Here is a 16,595-nt window from a genome sequence, read left to right as displayed (position 1 = left end):
AATACTAGATTGTGGAAATGCAGTAGGATCTTGTAGGTGATTCACCAACTTCAAGGCGTACAAGCTCAGCGTTTAATTCCTCTAAGACAGGTGAAAGCAAGTTGAATAACCAGGTTGTGACGTTTTCAACAGTGGGATTGATCGTTTTGAAGTAAGGGAGGGTGTTAAGAAATTTCCCTGAGAACGAATCGAAAATTTCCTTCATTTTCTTTTCGATATCGACGAAGACAATCATATGGTCACCCTTACTGTGGATTTCACAAATGATTTCCCAGGTGTGGTTATGTTGTTTTCCCTCGCCATCTGACCAGCGCATCGCGTGACTCGCATTGACGTAGTAACGCATTTTATAAGTGTAAAATTTTTCGCGCTTTGTCGTGGCTGGCTGAGTGGGAAGTGCGTCTGAACTTGTAGGTGGCGTGACATCTTGATTTTCTTTGGCCATCGTTGCCTTCTGATCCTTTTTCATATGCGTATCTATTTTACTCACGCTTATTACCTCCATCTTTTTTGTGATGCAAATCAGACTTAAATACAGAGAAGAGTCGTCTCATTTCAGTTCCAAAGGGTGTTGAGTTCCAGTTAGACGAGGTGGTCATGCTATTGAGAATTCCAACTAATCGAATCCAAGCACAAATGAAGTTATACAGTGGGAAGGTTAGGGCAACCCAAAGTTGTTTGCGATAGAATCTACGCTCTTCAGGAAATTCTTCCAGTAGCTGTAAAATACAAACGTAGTTCAATAGTTCGACCAGAATATAGAGCAGGTAAATGATGACGTAGGACATCCCCATCATAATTGGTGAGTAGCGGAAGAATAAAAGGACAACACTGGCAAACAGCCAAATCATTCGGGGAAACAGGAAGGTGTGATCAATCAACAGACGACGTACCATAAAGTTACGGAAAAAGTCTTTCACTTTTAAATCGTGCGCGTATTGATGAATGACTTCAACTTCTCCACGCTGCCAGCGTTGCCGTTGTGTGTAAAGCTTAGAGAGGTTAGGAATTGGGTCGATATAAAAAATAGCGTTAGGACATAAACCAACTTTTCGTTTCATCCTATCACGAATTTGAAAGGTCATATCGGTGTCTTCACCGATGGTACCAATATCATAGAGAAAAGTATTCAGCACAGCTTCTTTGCGGAAAGCTGAGAAGGCACCGGACATTGTAAATAATTCATTGTTTTGCGTTTCGATGGTTCGCCCAGACAAGAAGGCTTGCGCGTATTCAAAGTATTCATTACGTTGAAGTAGTGTGCTGTGCCGTTTTAATGTGCGACGTTGCGTTAGGATTGTGCCGGTAAGGGCAGCCATATCGTAATCATTTTCAAATTGTAGCACCATATTCATTAAGGCATTTTTTTCCAAGACACCATCACTATCAATGTTGATAATGTAAGTGCCGATTGCGCCATATAGAGCGGCATTGAGGGCTTCGGCTTTACCTTGTTCAGTGTGAATCAGACGCAGATTCATATCGGAAAAGGTGCTTTGGGCGTGGGCGAAGACATCAAAACTATTATCAGTACTTTGATTATCAGCAAGAATAACCTGAATTAATTCGGTCGGATAAGTCGATTCGTGAATTGATTTGATACAGGTGAACAACGTATCCTCGGAATTATAGACGGGAATAATCACTGAGATCATTGGCATCTTATCGGGCATAACCATGGGCTGTTTGTGACGATTCTGAATCATAATTTTGATACTGGAAATGAATGACGGAATGATTTCTACGACGATAGGAATCAGTGCCCACGTCAGCCAAAATCCCATTTTAAAAAGCGTTAGGTTCAACCAATAGCTCATGATACCCGGCCTCTTTTAAGCTTAACTTTCCAGCGAGCAATTGTTGATCGGAAAGCAGCAAATAAGCTTTTTGAAATTTGTGAATAGGTGAAGACGTTATAGTAGAGGGCAATAACTAAGACATAAAATAACATGCGTCCGAGGATAGAGTGTGCTAGGAAAAAAGCTTGTCCGCCGTTAAAGTGGCAAATGACAACGACCAACCCTAAACGTAGGACGTTTGCAATATAAATCCATAAGACCCCTAGAAGTCCAAAAAAAGCGCGTTCGGTTCGTTTGAAGATTGGGAAAAAGGCGACTAAACTCACAAAGGCAGTCGTTTCGATAATTCCAGAACATTCGTAGTCAATGCTCATGGTGAGGGGGCCGGTAGGATTATTAATACTAACGAGACCGTAGTGGTTCATAATGGTACACATTCCGGTAGTTTGGCCGATCCACCGCACACCATTGATGACTGCGTGCGTGAAGAACCAGACCCAGTAGGGATCACTTAAACCGATTAGAATGAAAAAGAGCCCAGCAGTCCCCACTAAAAAGTGAAAGGCCGGCAGTTGAGCTCGGTTTAACGCGGATAGCAAATATAGCCAAATCAGAGTCCCGATAATCAAATAAATATTCATTAACGGCGCCGCCTCTTAAACTTGAAGCCAGACAGCTTAATCGCACCAGCGATGGCAATGACAAAGCCAGCACTAGCTAAGACGATGGGTCCCGTACTCCCTCCGGAGGCTTCAATAGTTCCAGACCAAAGATTGGGGTTAGCTAAAGTAATGGTTTGACCACTGGTGTCGGAGATGCCAGTGAGTGAGGCGTAAGGTACTGCACACTCCAAAACATAACTAGAGCCTTGGACCGTTGAGCCGTCACCCATTTTTTGATCGAGATATTGACGGGCTACATAGGCATGGCCAAGCAAGTTAGTATTGGCACTGTCACTATAGATGTTGAGACTGACACTTTGTTTCTGATTAACATCGAGATTTACGGTTTGGTTGTTATTAAAACTCAAATAGAACGTTTTCCCACCGACTTCAAGCTGGTAGCCAGATGGTTGAAAGTTAGTATAGCCTCCTGATAACTTCGGACTCATTAAAATGTAGAAATAAATGTTATCATGATCAGTTAGCAGAGAAGCGTATTTAATGTTGTCGTCGTCGCCAGTTATTTTCATCGGATGCTTGGTTTTATCGGCCCAGTCATCGAAATTACCGTCAATGGTAATTCCCAGATTGCCACTTTGGTTATTACCAGATGTTGACAGGTCGTCAGTCTTATTGGATGAGCTAGAATTGGACGCATCTTTTGACGAATCGTCGATCGGTTCAGGATCTGATGTGACACCAGATCCATCGAGAATTGATGTCGCAGGGTTAGTAATGATCGAACTAGAAACCGTTTGAGAGCCTAAGCCACTACAGCTTAAGGTTACATCACCACTGGCAGTGGTGATGCCCAGTTGCGCAAATGATAGATGCAAAATCAGTGTTTCAACGGTACCAACCGTCATAAGGCTACCAGACCCTACTGTCCCGAGTTTTTGCCAATTGCTGTTGATTGCGGTGGCGGTGACTTGTGAGCCATTGCGGGTCAATGTGATGTAGTAGGGGCGATTGTTAGCAGTTAATGTGTAGTCTGTCGTAGGCAAAGACTGATTGGTATTACCACTATCAATGTAAAGGTTAACACCAGAAGAGTCTGTAGTCATGGCTACGTTATGCATAGCATAATAACCCACTTGTGTTTTCGTGACGTTATCCCAGTTCACATCAGCAGTGGATGTATCTGCGTGTCCAATTATGCCAAAACATAAGAACAAGCCAATTGTACTTATTAAAATGAGGATACGCTTGATTTTCATTTTATCTACCTCGATGACTAGCGAATGGAAACGAACGGTATGAGCCCCTTATTAACGCAAGTATAGTATAGAAACGTGTGGAAAGTAAAGATGTTTAATTAATTGATAGTTATAGTTCTTCCTCTTTAATAGTTAGCGATGTTATTTTTGAGGGGGAGCTGGAAGTTGAGAGTCATCCTCAGTGGAACCCGGCTTTCTTCCCATCCAACCGAACCAACGTCTGAATTCTTTACAAGATGCACTGAAGCCAAGTGTGGCTAGTAATAGAAAAGCTGGCAAGAATTGAATTAAGTAGCGTGATCGTCCACCTTCAAATGCTAGTAAAAATAGGAATCCACCAAGAATTGATAAGCGCATAACCTGTAATATCTTGTGATTATCTCTCCACGCAAATAAAATCAAGGAAAGCCAAATTACCCACCACGCTTGTGATATGAAACGAAAGTCACCAAGATTGTTCCCATATAAGTAGAGAAATTCTTCGAGAACACCCCGTATCCCTTTGCTTGAGGGGATCGGACTGCCATTTAAGAAGTTTCCTTCTTTAATCCAACCGAATGATCCATCTGCTGTATCGTTGCTCTGTTTTTGATACAGGAAGGCTGCGTACCCAAAGGCGCCCATCTTACCGAGTCTCTTTTTTATGGAATTTTTTGAGTATTCAATTCGTTTCTTCTTACTTACTGTGGTCGCCATTATCATTGAATCATGAGCGTTGAAACCACCATCACCAGACATTCCCATATTGATAAAGTGAATCATAGGTTTGGCACGAAAGGAGTTGATTCGAATATAAGTTTGATTTTTAACGACTTGATTCATGACGTGATAACTACCGGCTGTACTACCGATCATGAAAAAACTTACAAGTATCAGCCACCACCATTGCCGATGATGAGGGGTGAGCAGCTGAATCAATTCAATAATGACAATAGCGATGGCGGGAATTACACCAGATGGCTTGATGAAGTAGGCACAAATAACGAAAACACCAAAAAGAAGAGCCATGATCCCTTTTAAGAGCTTAGGAGCAGTAGAGTAGGTCATTACACAGTAACATAATAGGTAGGCTGAGATAAATGGTAGAACCCAGGTATCTGTATAAGGCACGAGTATTGAAGGGAAGAGTAAGATCCAAATAGTATGAATATATAGGCCAATTGGGACTTTACTTTTATCAATGGCAGCGATGCTCAACAAATTAATTAGAATAGATGTGTCCACTAGTATTGTTGTAATGATGTCAAAAAATAACCAGGAGGTTTGATGAAATTGGGTTGTAATCCAGTGCTGTAATAATAAGAGGTTAATATTATTAGGATTGACACTAAAATAACCGACTTCGTTAACATCACCAGGGTTGGTCAATGCATAATGAATAGCACCAACGTCAAAGCCCACGCCAGGGTGAACTAGATAAATAAAGCAGGCCTGTAGAACGAGTGCGACTAGGAAGCCACAAGTGGCAGTTCGCCAGCTTTGTTCTACGAATAGCCAGTGGACAAATCTTTGGGCTCGAGGACTTATGTATAACGTTAAGGTAATAGAAAAGGCAAGAATTATCATGATGGTTGTGAACATGGTAGTTCCGATTCCAGTAATACTATTATCACCAAGAATAAGATTAGGTGAAGTAATGGCAAAAATGAAGGTCATTATGAAAAGTGTGTAAAAAATGAGCTTAATCGCATAACTATTAAGTTTATAAAGTTTTTGACGCATCATTTTCCTCCATTATCTAGGACATAATTGTTTGAAACCAGGGAACTACTAGCATCAGTTTATGCCTTTTCTAAAATGTACACAATGGTAAGTAAATAAAGCAGATTTGATCGCTAAATGAATACATTTGTATGTCACGAGACGGGCCAATCAGCTAGTAGCTGGTCAATCACTGGCTTGACTGTTGCCTTATTAGCACGTAAATAAGCCGCATAAACGGGCATATGCGCCCGTGCATCACTGATGGGAATCCGAACGCGGCCATCCTCTGGCGCTGGCTGGGTGAACAGTGGATCGTCGCGCGAGAGATTACTGCTGAAGGAGGGAAAGTCGGCGTATTTGCTGATTTCTTCAAAGGCCTCGCGCTGGTCCTGGTAGAGGAATTTAGCATTTGGGATAGCCTGTTGAATGATCGCACGCCAGGGACCGATATCGGACAGCACTAGAAAGCTCAGGTCTTTGAGCTCGGCAAAGGTGATGCTAGACTGGTTAGCTTGGTACATGAAGCGGTTAAGATTGATCGACAGACGTTCTTCACCAAGATAGCTAGAGGCCACCGTGGCTGTTGTCAGAGGTTGCGATGAAAGAATCAGACTGTAGGTATTATCGGTAAGCAGGGTTGTTGGCTCATCGGCCGTAATGAGCGTTTGAGAAATTTTAACATGAGTTGCGAGCGTTGGAAGCACATGGGCGAGCAACATTAGGGGGCCCGGGATGATTGCACCAACGTTAAGCACGCGTTGGTTTCGGTCGTAGTTTTGAACCTTGGCGATGGCCTCGTGCTGTGCCTGAAGAAGCTTTGCTGCTTCTTGAGCAGCGAGTTGCCCCGTCGGCGTCAGTGTGATGCGATTTGGCTGCCGGTCGAAGAGGCGAACGCCCCAGTCGGTCTCCAATTTCTGCATACCACGGGTCACGGTCGGTTGGGTGACATTGAGTTGACTGGCCGTTTTTGCCAGGGTTCCTGTCCGGGCAAAGGCTGCGAGTTCTTCTAAGAGGTAATTATCAAGCATCATACATCCTCCTCTAGCTTAGCATATGTCACCTGTATACTAGCATGACTAACTGGTAATTTTCAAGCGGGCTAATAGTGGTTATAGTAGAGTCATTCAAGACAGGAAAGGTCGATGTGATTTATGACAAATGTGCCAATGGTAACTTTAAATGATGGCAATAAGATGCCGCAGCTTGGTTTTGGCGTCTTTCAGGTTCCTGATTTAGCGGAATGTGAAGCTGCTGTCACAGCCGCATTGCAATCCGGCTACCGGCTTCTAGATACGGCAACGGCTTATCAAAATGAGGAAGCCGTTGGTCGGGGCATCAAGGCGAGTGGGATTTCTCGGGATGATATCTTCGTGACGTCCAAGCTGTGGGTCTCTGAGTTCACGTATGCTCGGGCTAAGCAGGGCATTGATGCGTCCTTACAACGGTTGGGCTTGGATTACCTCGACCTCTATCTTTTGCACCAGCCCTATGGTGATACGATGGGCGCTTGGCGGGCACTGGAAGAAGCCCAACAGGCCGGTAAGATTCGGTCGATTGGTGTATCTAACTTTTACGCCGACCAACTGAAAAATCTGGCATTAACCATGACCGTTAAACCCGCGATCAATCAGATTGAAGTCAATCCGTGGTACCAACAACCAACAGAGGTTACATTTAACCAGAATGATGGCGTTAGAGTCGAAGCCTGGGCACCCTTTGCAGAAGGCAAGCATGGTATTTTTACCAATGAAGCGATTGCACAGATTGCAAAGGCACATGGCAAATCCGTCGGCCAAGTGATTCTTCGATGGTTACTGCAACGTGGAATTACGGTGATTCCCAAGTCGGTTCACAAGGAACGCATGTTGGAGAATATCGATGTGTTTGACTTTGAATTGACCGCCGAGGAAATGCAGATGATGGCGTCCCTGGACAAGGGTGAGAGCCAGTTCTTTGACCACCGTGATCCAGTGACGATTGAACAGATTTTTGGATCTAGCTTGAAAGCTTTAAAAGGAGAAGATTAAGATGACAATTCCAACAATTAAATTGAATGATGGTAACGAAATTCCAGCGATTGGGTTTGGAACGTTTCAGATTCCTAGTGATGGTTCAACTTATAACGCTGTTACTGAGGCCTTAAAACTTGGCTATCGGCACATCGATACGGCCGTTGCTTACTTCAATGAGGCAGAAGTTGGCCGGGCCATCAAGGATAGTGGCGTTGACCGTGACCAGATTTGGGTGACCAGCAAGCTCTGGCTGCAAGACTTTGGATATGAACCAGCCAAGCAAGCTATCGACGTGTCCCTTAAGAAAATGGGATTGGACTACTTGGACCTTTACCTGATTCACCAACCCTATGGTGATGTTCCTGGTGCTTGGCAGGCGATGGAAGAGGCGCAAAAAGCCGGCAAACTACGGTCGATTGGGGTCTCCAACATGACACCTAAGATTTGGAATGAATTCGTTCCACAATTTTCGACGTTGCCAGCTGTGAACCAGGTGGAATTCAATCCCTACACCCAGCAAAAGGCGATTCGTGAACTGATGGCTGCCGGGGATGTTAAGCTCGAATCTTGGGGACCACTTGGCCAAGGCAATCAGGACCTACTGAAGGATCCCGTGATTACGCAATTGGCGGCTAAGTACGGTAAAAATATCGGGCAGATTATCCTGCGTTTTGAAAATCAATTGGGTGTCATTGTCTTCCCAAAGTCGGTCCATGCCGATCGGATCAAGAGCAACTTGGATATTTTTGACTTCACACTGACAGATACAGAGGTGGCAGCAATGGTTGCTTTGGACAAAGGCAAAGGACGACACGATCCCGATGCACCGGGCACCAAAGAAATGTTGTTAAACGCGTTTGATGTTCACGCGAATGACTGAGAATAGGTTTGATGAAAATGCGATCACTTGTGGTCGTATTTTTTTGTCATCGAAAGATAGCGACATCGCTTACTCGCCATTTTTGTGTAGAATTGCGTGTCCCGACAATAAACGTCGTTAATTTCCGGCTAGATTTGCTATAATTGGAAAGAATGGGTTAAGCAGTTGTGGAGGAAAACATGAAAAGTAAGGACTTTAACTTAAAAATTCCGGCGGACATCAGCGAACAACTCAACCTAGAGGACGGAACGCCGGTTAAATTAGTCGTGAAGCGTGATCGGCTGGTGGTTGAATTTGCTGAGTCGCGGCGACGTATCTTTCAAAATAAGGTCATGTGGTGGCCCGTTATTACGGCATTAGTCGTTGGGATTGGGTACTACATCTTCTGTCGGTGGCAGGGCCTGCGTCACTTGAAGCTTTCAGGAGATGATTCATTAGCCACTGGACTGATTGTTACAGGTGTCGTGATGGGAACACTGCTATTTACAATTTTCTTTATTCGGGATCGCAATAATCCGCAGAATCATTTTACCAAAAACATCTACTGGCGAAATTTCCCGGTGATTGTGCTGTCATTTGCGTTGATTCTAGCACTGATTCTGGTGGGAAGTATGTGGCTGCTTGGGATGCTATTCAATGGGGCCAGTTTCGACCGGATTACGTCGAGCATCATTGTTTTTGTTTTCGGCGTATTCATTAACTTGGCGATGATCTACTTCGCTCAGGCAGTGGACGCCGGCGTGTTGTCGACGGTGCTCACCCTAGTTATTATCAGTGGCGTGGTGATCTCGATGGCGGTGAACAACGAACGTTACTGGTGGCAACATAACCTCAGCTTTTTGGGAACGCGCAATGCTTCTAGCGGGTGGCAGTTTAATGCGACGCTGATCCTATCGGCACTCTTGATGATTGCTTTGATCGACTATTTATTCGTGAGCCTTCAGGAAAATTATCCAGTCTCACTGCGGTTGACCCTATTGCGTGGCTTATTAACGTTAACGGCCCTCAATCTAGGATTGGTGGGGGTCTTTCCCAACAATATTTCATCACACATGTTGCACGACCAAGTGGCAAGCTTTTTGATTTACTGCGTCATTGCCCTGATTATCGGGGTTCGGTGGCTACTTCCTCAGATCACTAAGGAGTTTCTATACCTCTCCTACGGTGTCGGGGTGGCCTTGGTCGTCGCGGAAATCATGTTTCGGGCTATCGGGTACTTCTCGTTGACCGCGTTTGAAATGGTGACCTTCGTCATGGCTTTTGGCTGGCTATTATTGTTATTGGACCGGATCGAATCGCTGATTAACGTTGGGACTGAGAGTGAAATCTTTGCAGATTTAGAGAAGTAAATGGGGAGAGTCTGGGATGAAAATCTCAGGCTCTTTTTGATGACAAACTGAAGGTTGAAAGTCCAAGTACACCTAGTAAGGCCCAGCTAACAGAGATTTAATCCACAAAATTAGTTATAAATTACCACCTGCGGCTGCCAGAAATTCCGGCTGCTGTGGGGACCGCCTGCGGCCTGAGAAACGGTCCTCCGGCTCGGTTTGAAGCCTGACCTAAACCGTCAGTCTCCAAACACGCCCCACGCTGTAAGCTGGTTCCCAGCTAACACCGTCGTCACAGTTACCTCCATCTCTGGCCGCCTCCGGTTATGATTTGTTCTTTAACCTGGCATTGGGGTAACAATCGCCGGACTGGCAACGTTAGTCCAAGACGGTTGGTCACTGTCTATGTAGGCGTGAGTGAGCCAAATTTAGGCTCAGCCGTGGGATTTTCCAAGTGGGCTAACTTGGGAAATGGCGACTTTGAAACGTGGGTTGGGCGGTTCAAAGCGAGCCGGCAGACCGCTTCTCAGGCTGGCGGCGTCCTCCCCCACAGCGTTCCAGCCTAAATTTGGCGAACGGTAAGCCGGCTGGTTTAGACGACGTTGCCTAATTGTAGTCTCAGTATCGTTGTTGCAACAGTCATAATAGGTATTTTAGATCTTTCAAACTTTAGATGACAAATCTAAAGCCTCGATGGACATCAAAGGGGTATTCAGCTAAGATTGATGACCACACAGCCGCAATCGAAAATATTGTCGTTATCAGTCTTGATACGTAACGGCTAACGGTTTTGGGATCATGCTTTACTTATGAGTCACGATACTCAGCCGCTGGGGCATAGCGCGAACCTTGGCAGCAGCGTGATCGGCGTTGATCTGCTTTACAATTTCCGTCAAGCTGGCAGTTTTGGTCTGATCCTTGCGAAAGGAGTGAACGATCATACTGTCGTACAGCACGTGCTGGCTGTCCTTGAAGCGGAACCAATTGGGCGCAAGATTCTTAGCGCTATCTTGAATGTGCTGGTCGGGCCACACCAGATACTTATTTTGGCCGTTGCGATGGTAGCGTTCAACCTGCCACCCTAACTTGAAGTCGGAAACTTCCTGCCAACGCTGAAGCTTGGAGTGCTTGATGGCAAAGTAAATGATGCTACTGTAGGTGAGGGATTTGCTGTGTGCTAGGTCGTTGAGCGTCAACTTAGGTGCAGTCGGTTTCTTGGGCTGTTTCTTGGCGGTGGTCGTCGTATCGGTCCGGGCAGGTTGGGCCGCGGTCAAATGGGGGACCACTAGTAGGCCAGCGCCGATGAGCAAGAGAAGGAGTGCTAGACTGATGATTTTCTTCATAGGAGATCATTCTTTCATCAATTTTTGGCTAAAAAAATGGCGGTTAAACTCACTGTGGGTCTAACTGCCATTACGCGAAATGCTTATGTAATTGAAACTGCCGTTAAGCAGATTCGCTGGTTTAGTACCAGTGATGACTTTGCCAGAAACGCTTGGCCTTGGTCCATGACCCATAACGGTTGTTGGCATAGTTGTTGGCGGTCTTTTCTTGGTTTGCAGGGGAGTAGTCACCGTGCAGGTAAGACTTCAGTAATTGGTAACGACCGTAACAGTTTCCGTTACGAGCGGTGTAATTATAACCGGATTCACGTTTAGCAATCCAGTTCTTAGCGGCCTTTTGGTTCTTGGAAAGGCCAGCGTTGATTTTAGCGATCTTCTTGGCTTGACTAGCAGATACCCGTGAAGAAGCTTGCGCAGTAGTTGTTTGTTCTGGAACTAAGCTGGACGTAACATCGGTCACCATGCCGAAGGAAAAGCCAAATAACAGTAAAAGTGTTGCAAATTTAGTTGTAAGTTTTGATTTCGACATTTATATAATCTATCCAATCTGTTTTCTTAATACTTAACAGCATACCTGAGAAGTATTGCAGTTTAGTTACTGTGTAGTTAAAAGCCCGTCACATTTGATTGCAGATTGTTGCAAACGGGGGATAATAGCCCGTAATCTCATCATTTTTTGTGTATAACGAGGCTGAAAACGCTTAATATAACTGAACTGTGGGTGAACTTTGCGAATGAGGTTGATTAATTCAACGTCAAAATATATGCGGGTGAAATGGAACGGGTTAGACTAAAATGGCACCGCGTTTATACATTTTGTGAATAGGGTACATGCTTGCGGACCTCTGTGATTCATCAGTATGGTGGTTAGTGTAGAAAGCCAAAGTAGGCGATAACCACGATCCCCAACACGATGCGGTACCACCCAAACAATTTGAAGTCATTGTTACGAATGTAGTGTAGCAGGAACTTAATGGCGAGGTAGGCCACGACAAATGACACGATAACTCCGGTCAGGAGGACGCTGATTTGGCTACCGGTAAAGGTGTTGCCGTGGAGAAAGTACTTGAGCACCTTCAACAGCGATGCGCCAAACATGGTAGGGATGGCCAGGAAGAAAGAAAATTCCGTGGCCACGAAGCGTGAGGTGCCAATCAGAATTGCCCCCAGAATGGTTGCTCCAGAGCGTGAGGTCCCGGGGACCATCGACAGAATTTGGAAAAAGCCAATAAAGACGGCAAGCTTAATGGGGAGTTGATTTAGATCGGTAAAACGTGGCCGCTTAGTCCGGTTGTAATTTTCAATCACGATGAACAAAATCCCGTAAATAATGAGGGTAGCGGCGATGACCTGCCAACTCGTTAGGTGTGCTTCCATCCAGTCGTTTAGGGGGAGCCCCACGATGACCGAGGGGAGTACAGCGATGATGACCTTGAGCCACAGTGTCCATGTTTGTCGGCGTTCTAACGGTGACTTACTTGGCGCCCAAGGATTGAGCTTGGTGAAGTATAGGACGACCACCGCCATGATGGCGCCGAGTTGGATAACGACCATGAACATGTTAATAAAGGCGGTCGATTCGTTCAATTTTACAAATTCGTCGGCTAAGTAGAGGTGTCCCGTCGAGCTGATGGGGAGGAATTCCGTGATGCCTTCAATGATACCGAGAATTGCTGCTTTAAGGATGTCTAACACGATGGGTCTCCTTTTTCATTTGACGTTATGTTTACCGAGAGCGTACGGCAAAATCAATTTTACCTAACCCTTGTAAAGACTGGATGTTGGTTAGGTAAAAAGTGTGTAAATGCAAAAATGCGACCCAACTCCGAAGAGGCGGTCCGCATTCTTATTATTTAGATTAATCACTGAAGGTTGGTTACATTGTTTAAACCGGCCGGCTTACCGTTCACCAAATTTAGGCTGGTAGGACGCTGTGGGTAGGACGTCGTCAGCCTGAAAAGCGGTCTGCCAGCTCGCTTTGAACCGTCCAACCCGCGTTTCAAAGTCGCCATTTTCCAAGTTAACCCACTTGGAAAATTCCATGGCTGAGCTTAAATTTGGCGCACTCACGCCTACGTAAACAGTGACCCATTATCGTGGATTAACGTTGCCAGTTCGGCGATTGTCACGGCAATTTCCAACTAATTTTGTGGATTAAATCTCGATTAGCTGGACCTTTCTAGGTGCACTTGGACTTTCAACCTTCAGCTAATCATTTTCCGATGCCAGGGTGCGCAACGTCACTAGTTTACGGTAAACGAAGACGACTCCCAAGAAGTAGCAGGCAGCGAGTGTCGCCGCAATCGGTAAGGTGTGAAACATATTTATTGGAAGGACCAGCGCCAACAGTGGAAAGGCGTAGGCGGCTGGCAGCTTGATTCGTAGGAGTTGTAGCAGGACGAAGACCAAGGGGAGTGTTATCAATGCAGACAGGAGCCACGAGGCAATCACCACGTGCACCAAAACGCCAATTGTTGCAGCGCCTCCCAACGCAATAATGTGTTGCAAGGCTAATTTACCACTATAACTGGGCATCTGTGAAACCTCGAAAAAGACGACCAAGACTGGTGGAATACCGGCCATTTGGGGATACCCGGCTATCCATACGGCACCGACCCAGATACCCGCTGTCAGTACAAAGCCCAGCATCTGCTGGTAACGTAGTGGCTTACCTGCGGGCAATCCCTTGTAGTGGCCTTGCAGGAGGACCCCAATCATCAGCGTCAGCGTAAACGCAAAGATGGCCAGAATGAATGACCAATGGGTCGCGTTGATAATGATCGGCAATAGACCGGTTGCAAAGGAAGGCGCTAGTGTGGAGCGTAAGACGTTGAGTAGAATTAGGATCAATAGCAATGTGATCCCAACTTTTTGAGGATAGCTGATGGGGAGTTGATTGACGATAAAACCAATCACCGCCGTTCCGGAAGGGGCCAGGAAAATCTTAAAGGGTTGACTGACCCAGGTTGGATTATGGTAGATCCACATGCCGGCTGTGAGTGCGCCAATCTCTGGCAAAATAATCTCGTAATCGTGAAGCCAAGTGGCCATACCGACCATCACGAGGACTAGGGTAAACCCAATCAAGTAGTCGCGGATATCGTGTTTCGTGAGTGACATTGCGGGAACCTCCTTTTTAAATTTTTTATGACTTTCGTTCGTGACACAGCAAGATTGATTGTAACACGTTTCATAGAAATATTCAGGTATGAAAAGCCGATGGAAACGTTACCAATACCCATTTTAGAGAAGATGAGAACTTGATGTCAGGTTGTTGTTTCTAATCCTGAGTGAAAGCCACGATTCTAGTTGATGCTCGGCCTCAGTGGGGTATACTAATTCTAGACAGAATTTAAAAAGACACTCACCATCAGGAGGCAACATGATAGCATTAAAATCAACACGCGAAATCCAAGGCATGCAGGCTGCCGGCGATATTTTGGCCGGCTTGTTTCATGCTCTAGCAGAATACATCAAGCCTGGGATGACGACCTGGGACATCGATCACTTTTCCTATCAATACATCATTGATCACGACGCCACGCCAGGAGAATTGAACTTCGAGGGGTACAAATATTCTACCTGTGTTAGCGTTAATGACGTGATTTGTCATGGCTGTCCTAGCAAGGACGAGCTGATCAAGGCTGGCGACTTGGTCAAAGTCGATACGGTGATTGATTACCACGGGTACCTAAGTGATGCTTGCCACGCTTTTGTTGTCGGAGAGGCTTCCGCTGAGGTTCAGAAATTAATGGATGTGACGCTAAAGTCCCTTTACCTGGGAATTGACCAAGCGGTTGTGGGTAATCGGATTGGTGATATTGGATTTGCAATTCAGGATTACGCTGAAAATCAATTGGGATACGGCGTGGTGCGCGACTACATCGGTCACGGCATTGGCCCGACTATGCATGAAGATCCAGACGTTCCTCATTACGGCGTGGCCGGCCACGGGACACGACTGAAGGCCGGGATGACCATCACGATTGAACCCATGATCAATGTAGGAAGCTGGGAATGCAGCGAGCCGGCTGACGACGGTTGGACCATTTCAACTGTCGATGGTAGCCTGAGTTGCCAGTATGAACATACCATTGTCATTACAAATGATGGTCCGAAGATTCTGACGTCATTTGATCATGACTTGGATGCGAAATACTTACGATAATAATGACGAACATGGCAAAAGGTCGGCTCGGGATAGATATCCGGGCCGACCTTTTTCTGACGATTATTTTGCCAGGGTAAGCAAGTAGAAGACAGTGCGTACAGATAAGCTCCTGTCTTGACAATCTTGACAATTTCCCGTAACCTAAATCAGATATCGAACAGAAAGGGGTGGCAAACCCATGACTCTTAACAGCTTAATGGCGTGTGTCCCCGCAAACGGACAAGGACGTTTTTCCGTAAAGTAAATTCTAAGGAGAAAAACGATGAAAAACGTCCGTCAATCAGTTCCATCTCTGGGATTGATGATTACGCTCGTTGGTTTTCCGCAAATCAGCGAATCTATTTTTACCCCGGTGTTGCCACAGTTGCGCCGGGCCTTTACCGTGAGTGCCAATCAGGTGCAACTCACGATGAGCACCTATTTTATGGCTTTTGCAGTTGGTGTGCTCCTCTGGGGGCAGCTCGCCGACAAATGGGGGCGCCGCCCGGCGATGTTGGCGGGAATTGTCCTTTATTTGGTCGGTAATTTAGGCCTATATTTTAGCCAGCAGTTCAGCATTTTGATTGGCTGGCGGTTGGTGCAAGCCCTCGGAGCCAGTGCTGGTTCAGTTGTCACGCAGACCATTATGCGTGAAAGTTTCAGGGGCATTACCGGCGCCAAAGTCTTTGCCCGAACCAGTGCGGCGATGGCCTTGGCGCCTGCACTGGGCCCATTGATTGGTGGTGCTATGCAGACTTACTTGGGGTATCACAGTGTCTTTGCCACGCTGATTGCGATGGCTGTGGCGGTCGGTCTGTATGCACTGAGTCGTCTGCCGGAAACCCAGCCACGAAATGTTCAGTCGCCGCGGGTTCACCAGTGGCGGGTCGTGTGCCGGTTAGTCAGTGATCCCATTGTCTGGGGATACGGGCTTCTGATCGGTGGTATCAATGGTATTTTGTTCAGTTACTACGCAGAAGCCCCCTTTATCTTCATAACCCACTTTGGCTATTCAGCTGTACAGTACGGTTGGCTCGGCCTGGTCCTGGCGAGTGCAAGTCTACTGGGCGCATTGATCGTGAATCACTTATTAAGCTTCTGGACGCCGGAACAGGTGGCTTTGCGCGGCCTTGTCTTCAGCGTGGTAGCCAGTGGTGGCTTGATTTTAGCAGCCGCATGGCAACGTCCCGTATTCATGATTGGTGGGATCTTCCTAACTTTTCTGGGGCTGAACGTGGCCCTGCCCAATGCCTTGAACCGCGCATTAATTGGCTATGAAGACGTGATGGGGAGTGCCAGCGGCTGGTTCAGTCTGAACTATTATCTGCTAGTCAGCGCACTGACCTATGGGATGAGCTGGTTACACAATGGGGCCATTCAGACGTTGCCGTTGTACATGGCGGTTCTCAGTGTGGGCATGCTGTTGGCTCTTGTTGGACTGGTATTGCCCCGGGTTCGTGAAGACGTGATGGTATAAATTTGCAAATTTACCCTTGCATC

At 46.1% G+C, this 16,595-nt stretch carries 17 protein-coding genes; 6 read left to right on the top strand and 11 right to left on the bottom strand.

The genetic code is table 11. From position 1 onward, the window contains the following. Nucleotides 1-4: 4 nt before the first annotated feature. The 6 genes from ACKTSF_RS07595 to ACKTSF_RS07570 form a co-directional block, all read right to left on the bottom strand. Entirely contained in the window at nucleotides 5-346 is a 342-nt protein-coding gene (locus tag ACKTSF_RS07595) for a 6-carboxytetrahydropterin synthase (protein WP_407888172.1), read from the bottom strand. Between the two features lie 136 nt (nucleotides 347-482). Continuing rightward, nucleotides 483-1,817: a TIGR03111 family XrtG-associated glycosyltransferase gene (locus tag ACKTSF_RS07590; RefSeq protein ID WP_407888140.1), complete on the bottom strand. Its 1,335-nt coding sequence runs from the start codon at nucleotides 1,815-1,817 to the stop codon at nucleotides 483-485. Further along, nucleotides 1,814-2,440: an exosortase family protein XrtG gene (xrtG, locus tag ACKTSF_RS07585; RefSeq protein WP_407888138.1), complete on the bottom strand. Its 627-nt coding sequence runs from the start codon at nucleotides 2,438-2,440 to the stop codon at nucleotides 1,814-1,816. Before xrtG ends, ACKTSF_RS07590 begins: the two co-directional genes overlap by 4 nt. Then, nucleotides 2,440-3,678, bottom strand: coding sequence for a Firmicu-CTERM sorting domain-containing protein (locus tag ACKTSF_RS07580; RefSeq protein ID WP_407888136.1), 1,239 nt, complete (start codon nucleotides 3,676-3,678; stop codon nucleotides 2,440-2,442). Before ACKTSF_RS07580 ends, xrtG begins: the two co-directional genes overlap by 1 nt. A 141-nt stretch (nucleotides 3,679-3,819) precedes the next feature. Then, nucleotides 3,820-5,400: a TIGR03766 family XrtG-associated glycosyltransferase gene (locus tag ACKTSF_RS07575; RefSeq protein ID WP_407888134.1), complete on the bottom strand. Its 1,581-nt coding sequence runs from the start codon at nucleotides 5,398-5,400 to the stop codon at nucleotides 3,820-3,822. A gap of 134 nt (nucleotides 5,401-5,534) precedes the next feature. Further along, nucleotides 5,535-6,410 (bottom strand): LysR family transcriptional regulator, encoded by an 876-nt coding sequence (locus ACKTSF_RS07570; protein ID WP_407888132.1) that lies wholly within the window; start codon nucleotides 6,408-6,410, stop codon nucleotides 5,535-5,537. A gap of 123 nt (nucleotides 6,411-6,533) precedes the next feature. Here ACKTSF_RS07570 and ACKTSF_RS07565 point away from each other — a divergent pair, with 123 nt between their 5' ends. The 4 genes from ACKTSF_RS07565 (at nucleotide 6,534) to ACKTSF_RS07550 (ending at nucleotide 10,168) form a co-directional block, all read left to right on the top strand. Beyond that, nucleotides 6,534-7,409, top strand: a complete 876-nt coding sequence (locus tag ACKTSF_RS07565; RefSeq protein ID WP_407888130.1) for an aldo/keto reductase — start codon at nucleotides 6,534-6,536, stop codon at nucleotides 7,407-7,409. Between the two features lies 1 nt (nucleotide 7,410). Beyond that, a complete protein-coding gene (locus tag ACKTSF_RS07560) occupies nucleotides 7,411-8,274 on the top strand; it encodes an aldo/keto reductase (protein WP_407888128.1) in 864 nt (287 codons plus the stop codon). 179 nt (nucleotides 8,275-8,453) lie between these two features. After that, nucleotides 8,454-9,623, top strand: coding sequence for a DUF998 domain-containing protein (locus ACKTSF_RS07555; RefSeq protein WP_407888126.1), 1,170 nt, complete (start codon nucleotides 8,454-8,456; stop codon nucleotides 9,621-9,623). Nucleotides 9,624-10,015: 392 nt separating this feature from the next. Beyond that, entirely contained in the window at nucleotides 10,016-10,168 is a 153-nt protein-coding gene (locus ACKTSF_RS07550) for a hypothetical protein (protein ID WP_407888124.1), read from the top strand. Between the two features lie 237 nt (nucleotides 10,169-10,405). Here ACKTSF_RS07550 and ACKTSF_RS07545 read toward each other — a convergent pair whose 3' ends face one another. From ACKTSF_RS07545 to ACKTSF_RS07525, 5 genes are all read right to left on the bottom strand, one after another. Beyond that, nucleotides 10,406-10,945: a hypothetical protein gene (locus ACKTSF_RS07545; RefSeq protein WP_407888122.1), complete on the bottom strand. Its 540-nt coding sequence runs from the start codon at nucleotides 10,943-10,945 to the stop codon at nucleotides 10,406-10,408. A gap of 121 nt (nucleotides 10,946-11,066) precedes the next feature. After that, a complete protein-coding gene (locus ACKTSF_RS07540; RefSeq protein ID WP_407888120.1) occupies nucleotides 11,067-11,474 on the bottom strand; it encodes an aggregation-promoting factor C-terminal-like domain-containing protein in 408 nt (135 codons plus the stop codon). A gap of 338 nt (nucleotides 11,475-11,812) precedes the next feature. Continuing rightward, entirely contained in the window at nucleotides 11,813-12,640 is an 828-nt protein-coding gene (locus tag ACKTSF_RS07535) for an undecaprenyl-diphosphate phosphatase (protein ID WP_407888118.1), read from the bottom strand. 204 nt (nucleotides 12,641-12,844) lie between these two features. Continuing rightward, entirely contained in the window at nucleotides 12,845-12,988 is a 144-nt protein-coding gene (locus tag ACKTSF_RS07530) for a hypothetical protein (protein ID WP_407888116.1), read from the bottom strand. 165 nt (nucleotides 12,989-13,153) lie between these two features. Continuing rightward, the gene (locus ACKTSF_RS07525) at nucleotides 13,154-14,065 is read right to left on the bottom strand and encodes a hypothetical protein (protein ID WP_407888114.1); all 912 of its coding nucleotides are present in this window, start codon (nucleotides 14,063-14,065) and stop codon (nucleotides 13,154-13,156) included. 262 nt (nucleotides 14,066-14,327) lie between these two features. Between ACKTSF_RS07525 and map the strand changes: the two genes are divergently transcribed. Next, nucleotides 14,328-15,113 (top strand): type I methionyl aminopeptidase, encoded by a 786-nt coding sequence (map, locus tag ACKTSF_RS07520; RefSeq protein ID WP_407888112.1) that lies wholly within the window; start codon nucleotides 14,328-14,330, stop codon nucleotides 15,111-15,113. A 265-nt stretch (nucleotides 15,114-15,378) separates the two neighbouring features. Next, nucleotides 15,379-16,572: a multidrug effflux MFS transporter gene (locus tag ACKTSF_RS07515; RefSeq protein ID WP_407888110.1), complete on the top strand. Its 1,194-nt coding sequence runs from the start codon at nucleotides 15,379-15,381 to the stop codon at nucleotides 16,570-16,572. The last annotated feature ends 23 nt before the right edge of the window (nucleotides 16,573-16,595 follow it).

The sequence above is a fragment of the Levilactobacillus muriae genome (genome assembly GCF_045862015.1).
GTDB classification, from domain to species: domain Bacteria; phylum Bacillota; class Bacilli; order Lactobacillales; family Lactobacillaceae; genus Levilactobacillus; species Levilactobacillus muriae.
The sequence above is the reverse complement of the archived record's forward strand: the minus strand, read 5'-3'. Positions and strand labels throughout refer to the sequence as shown.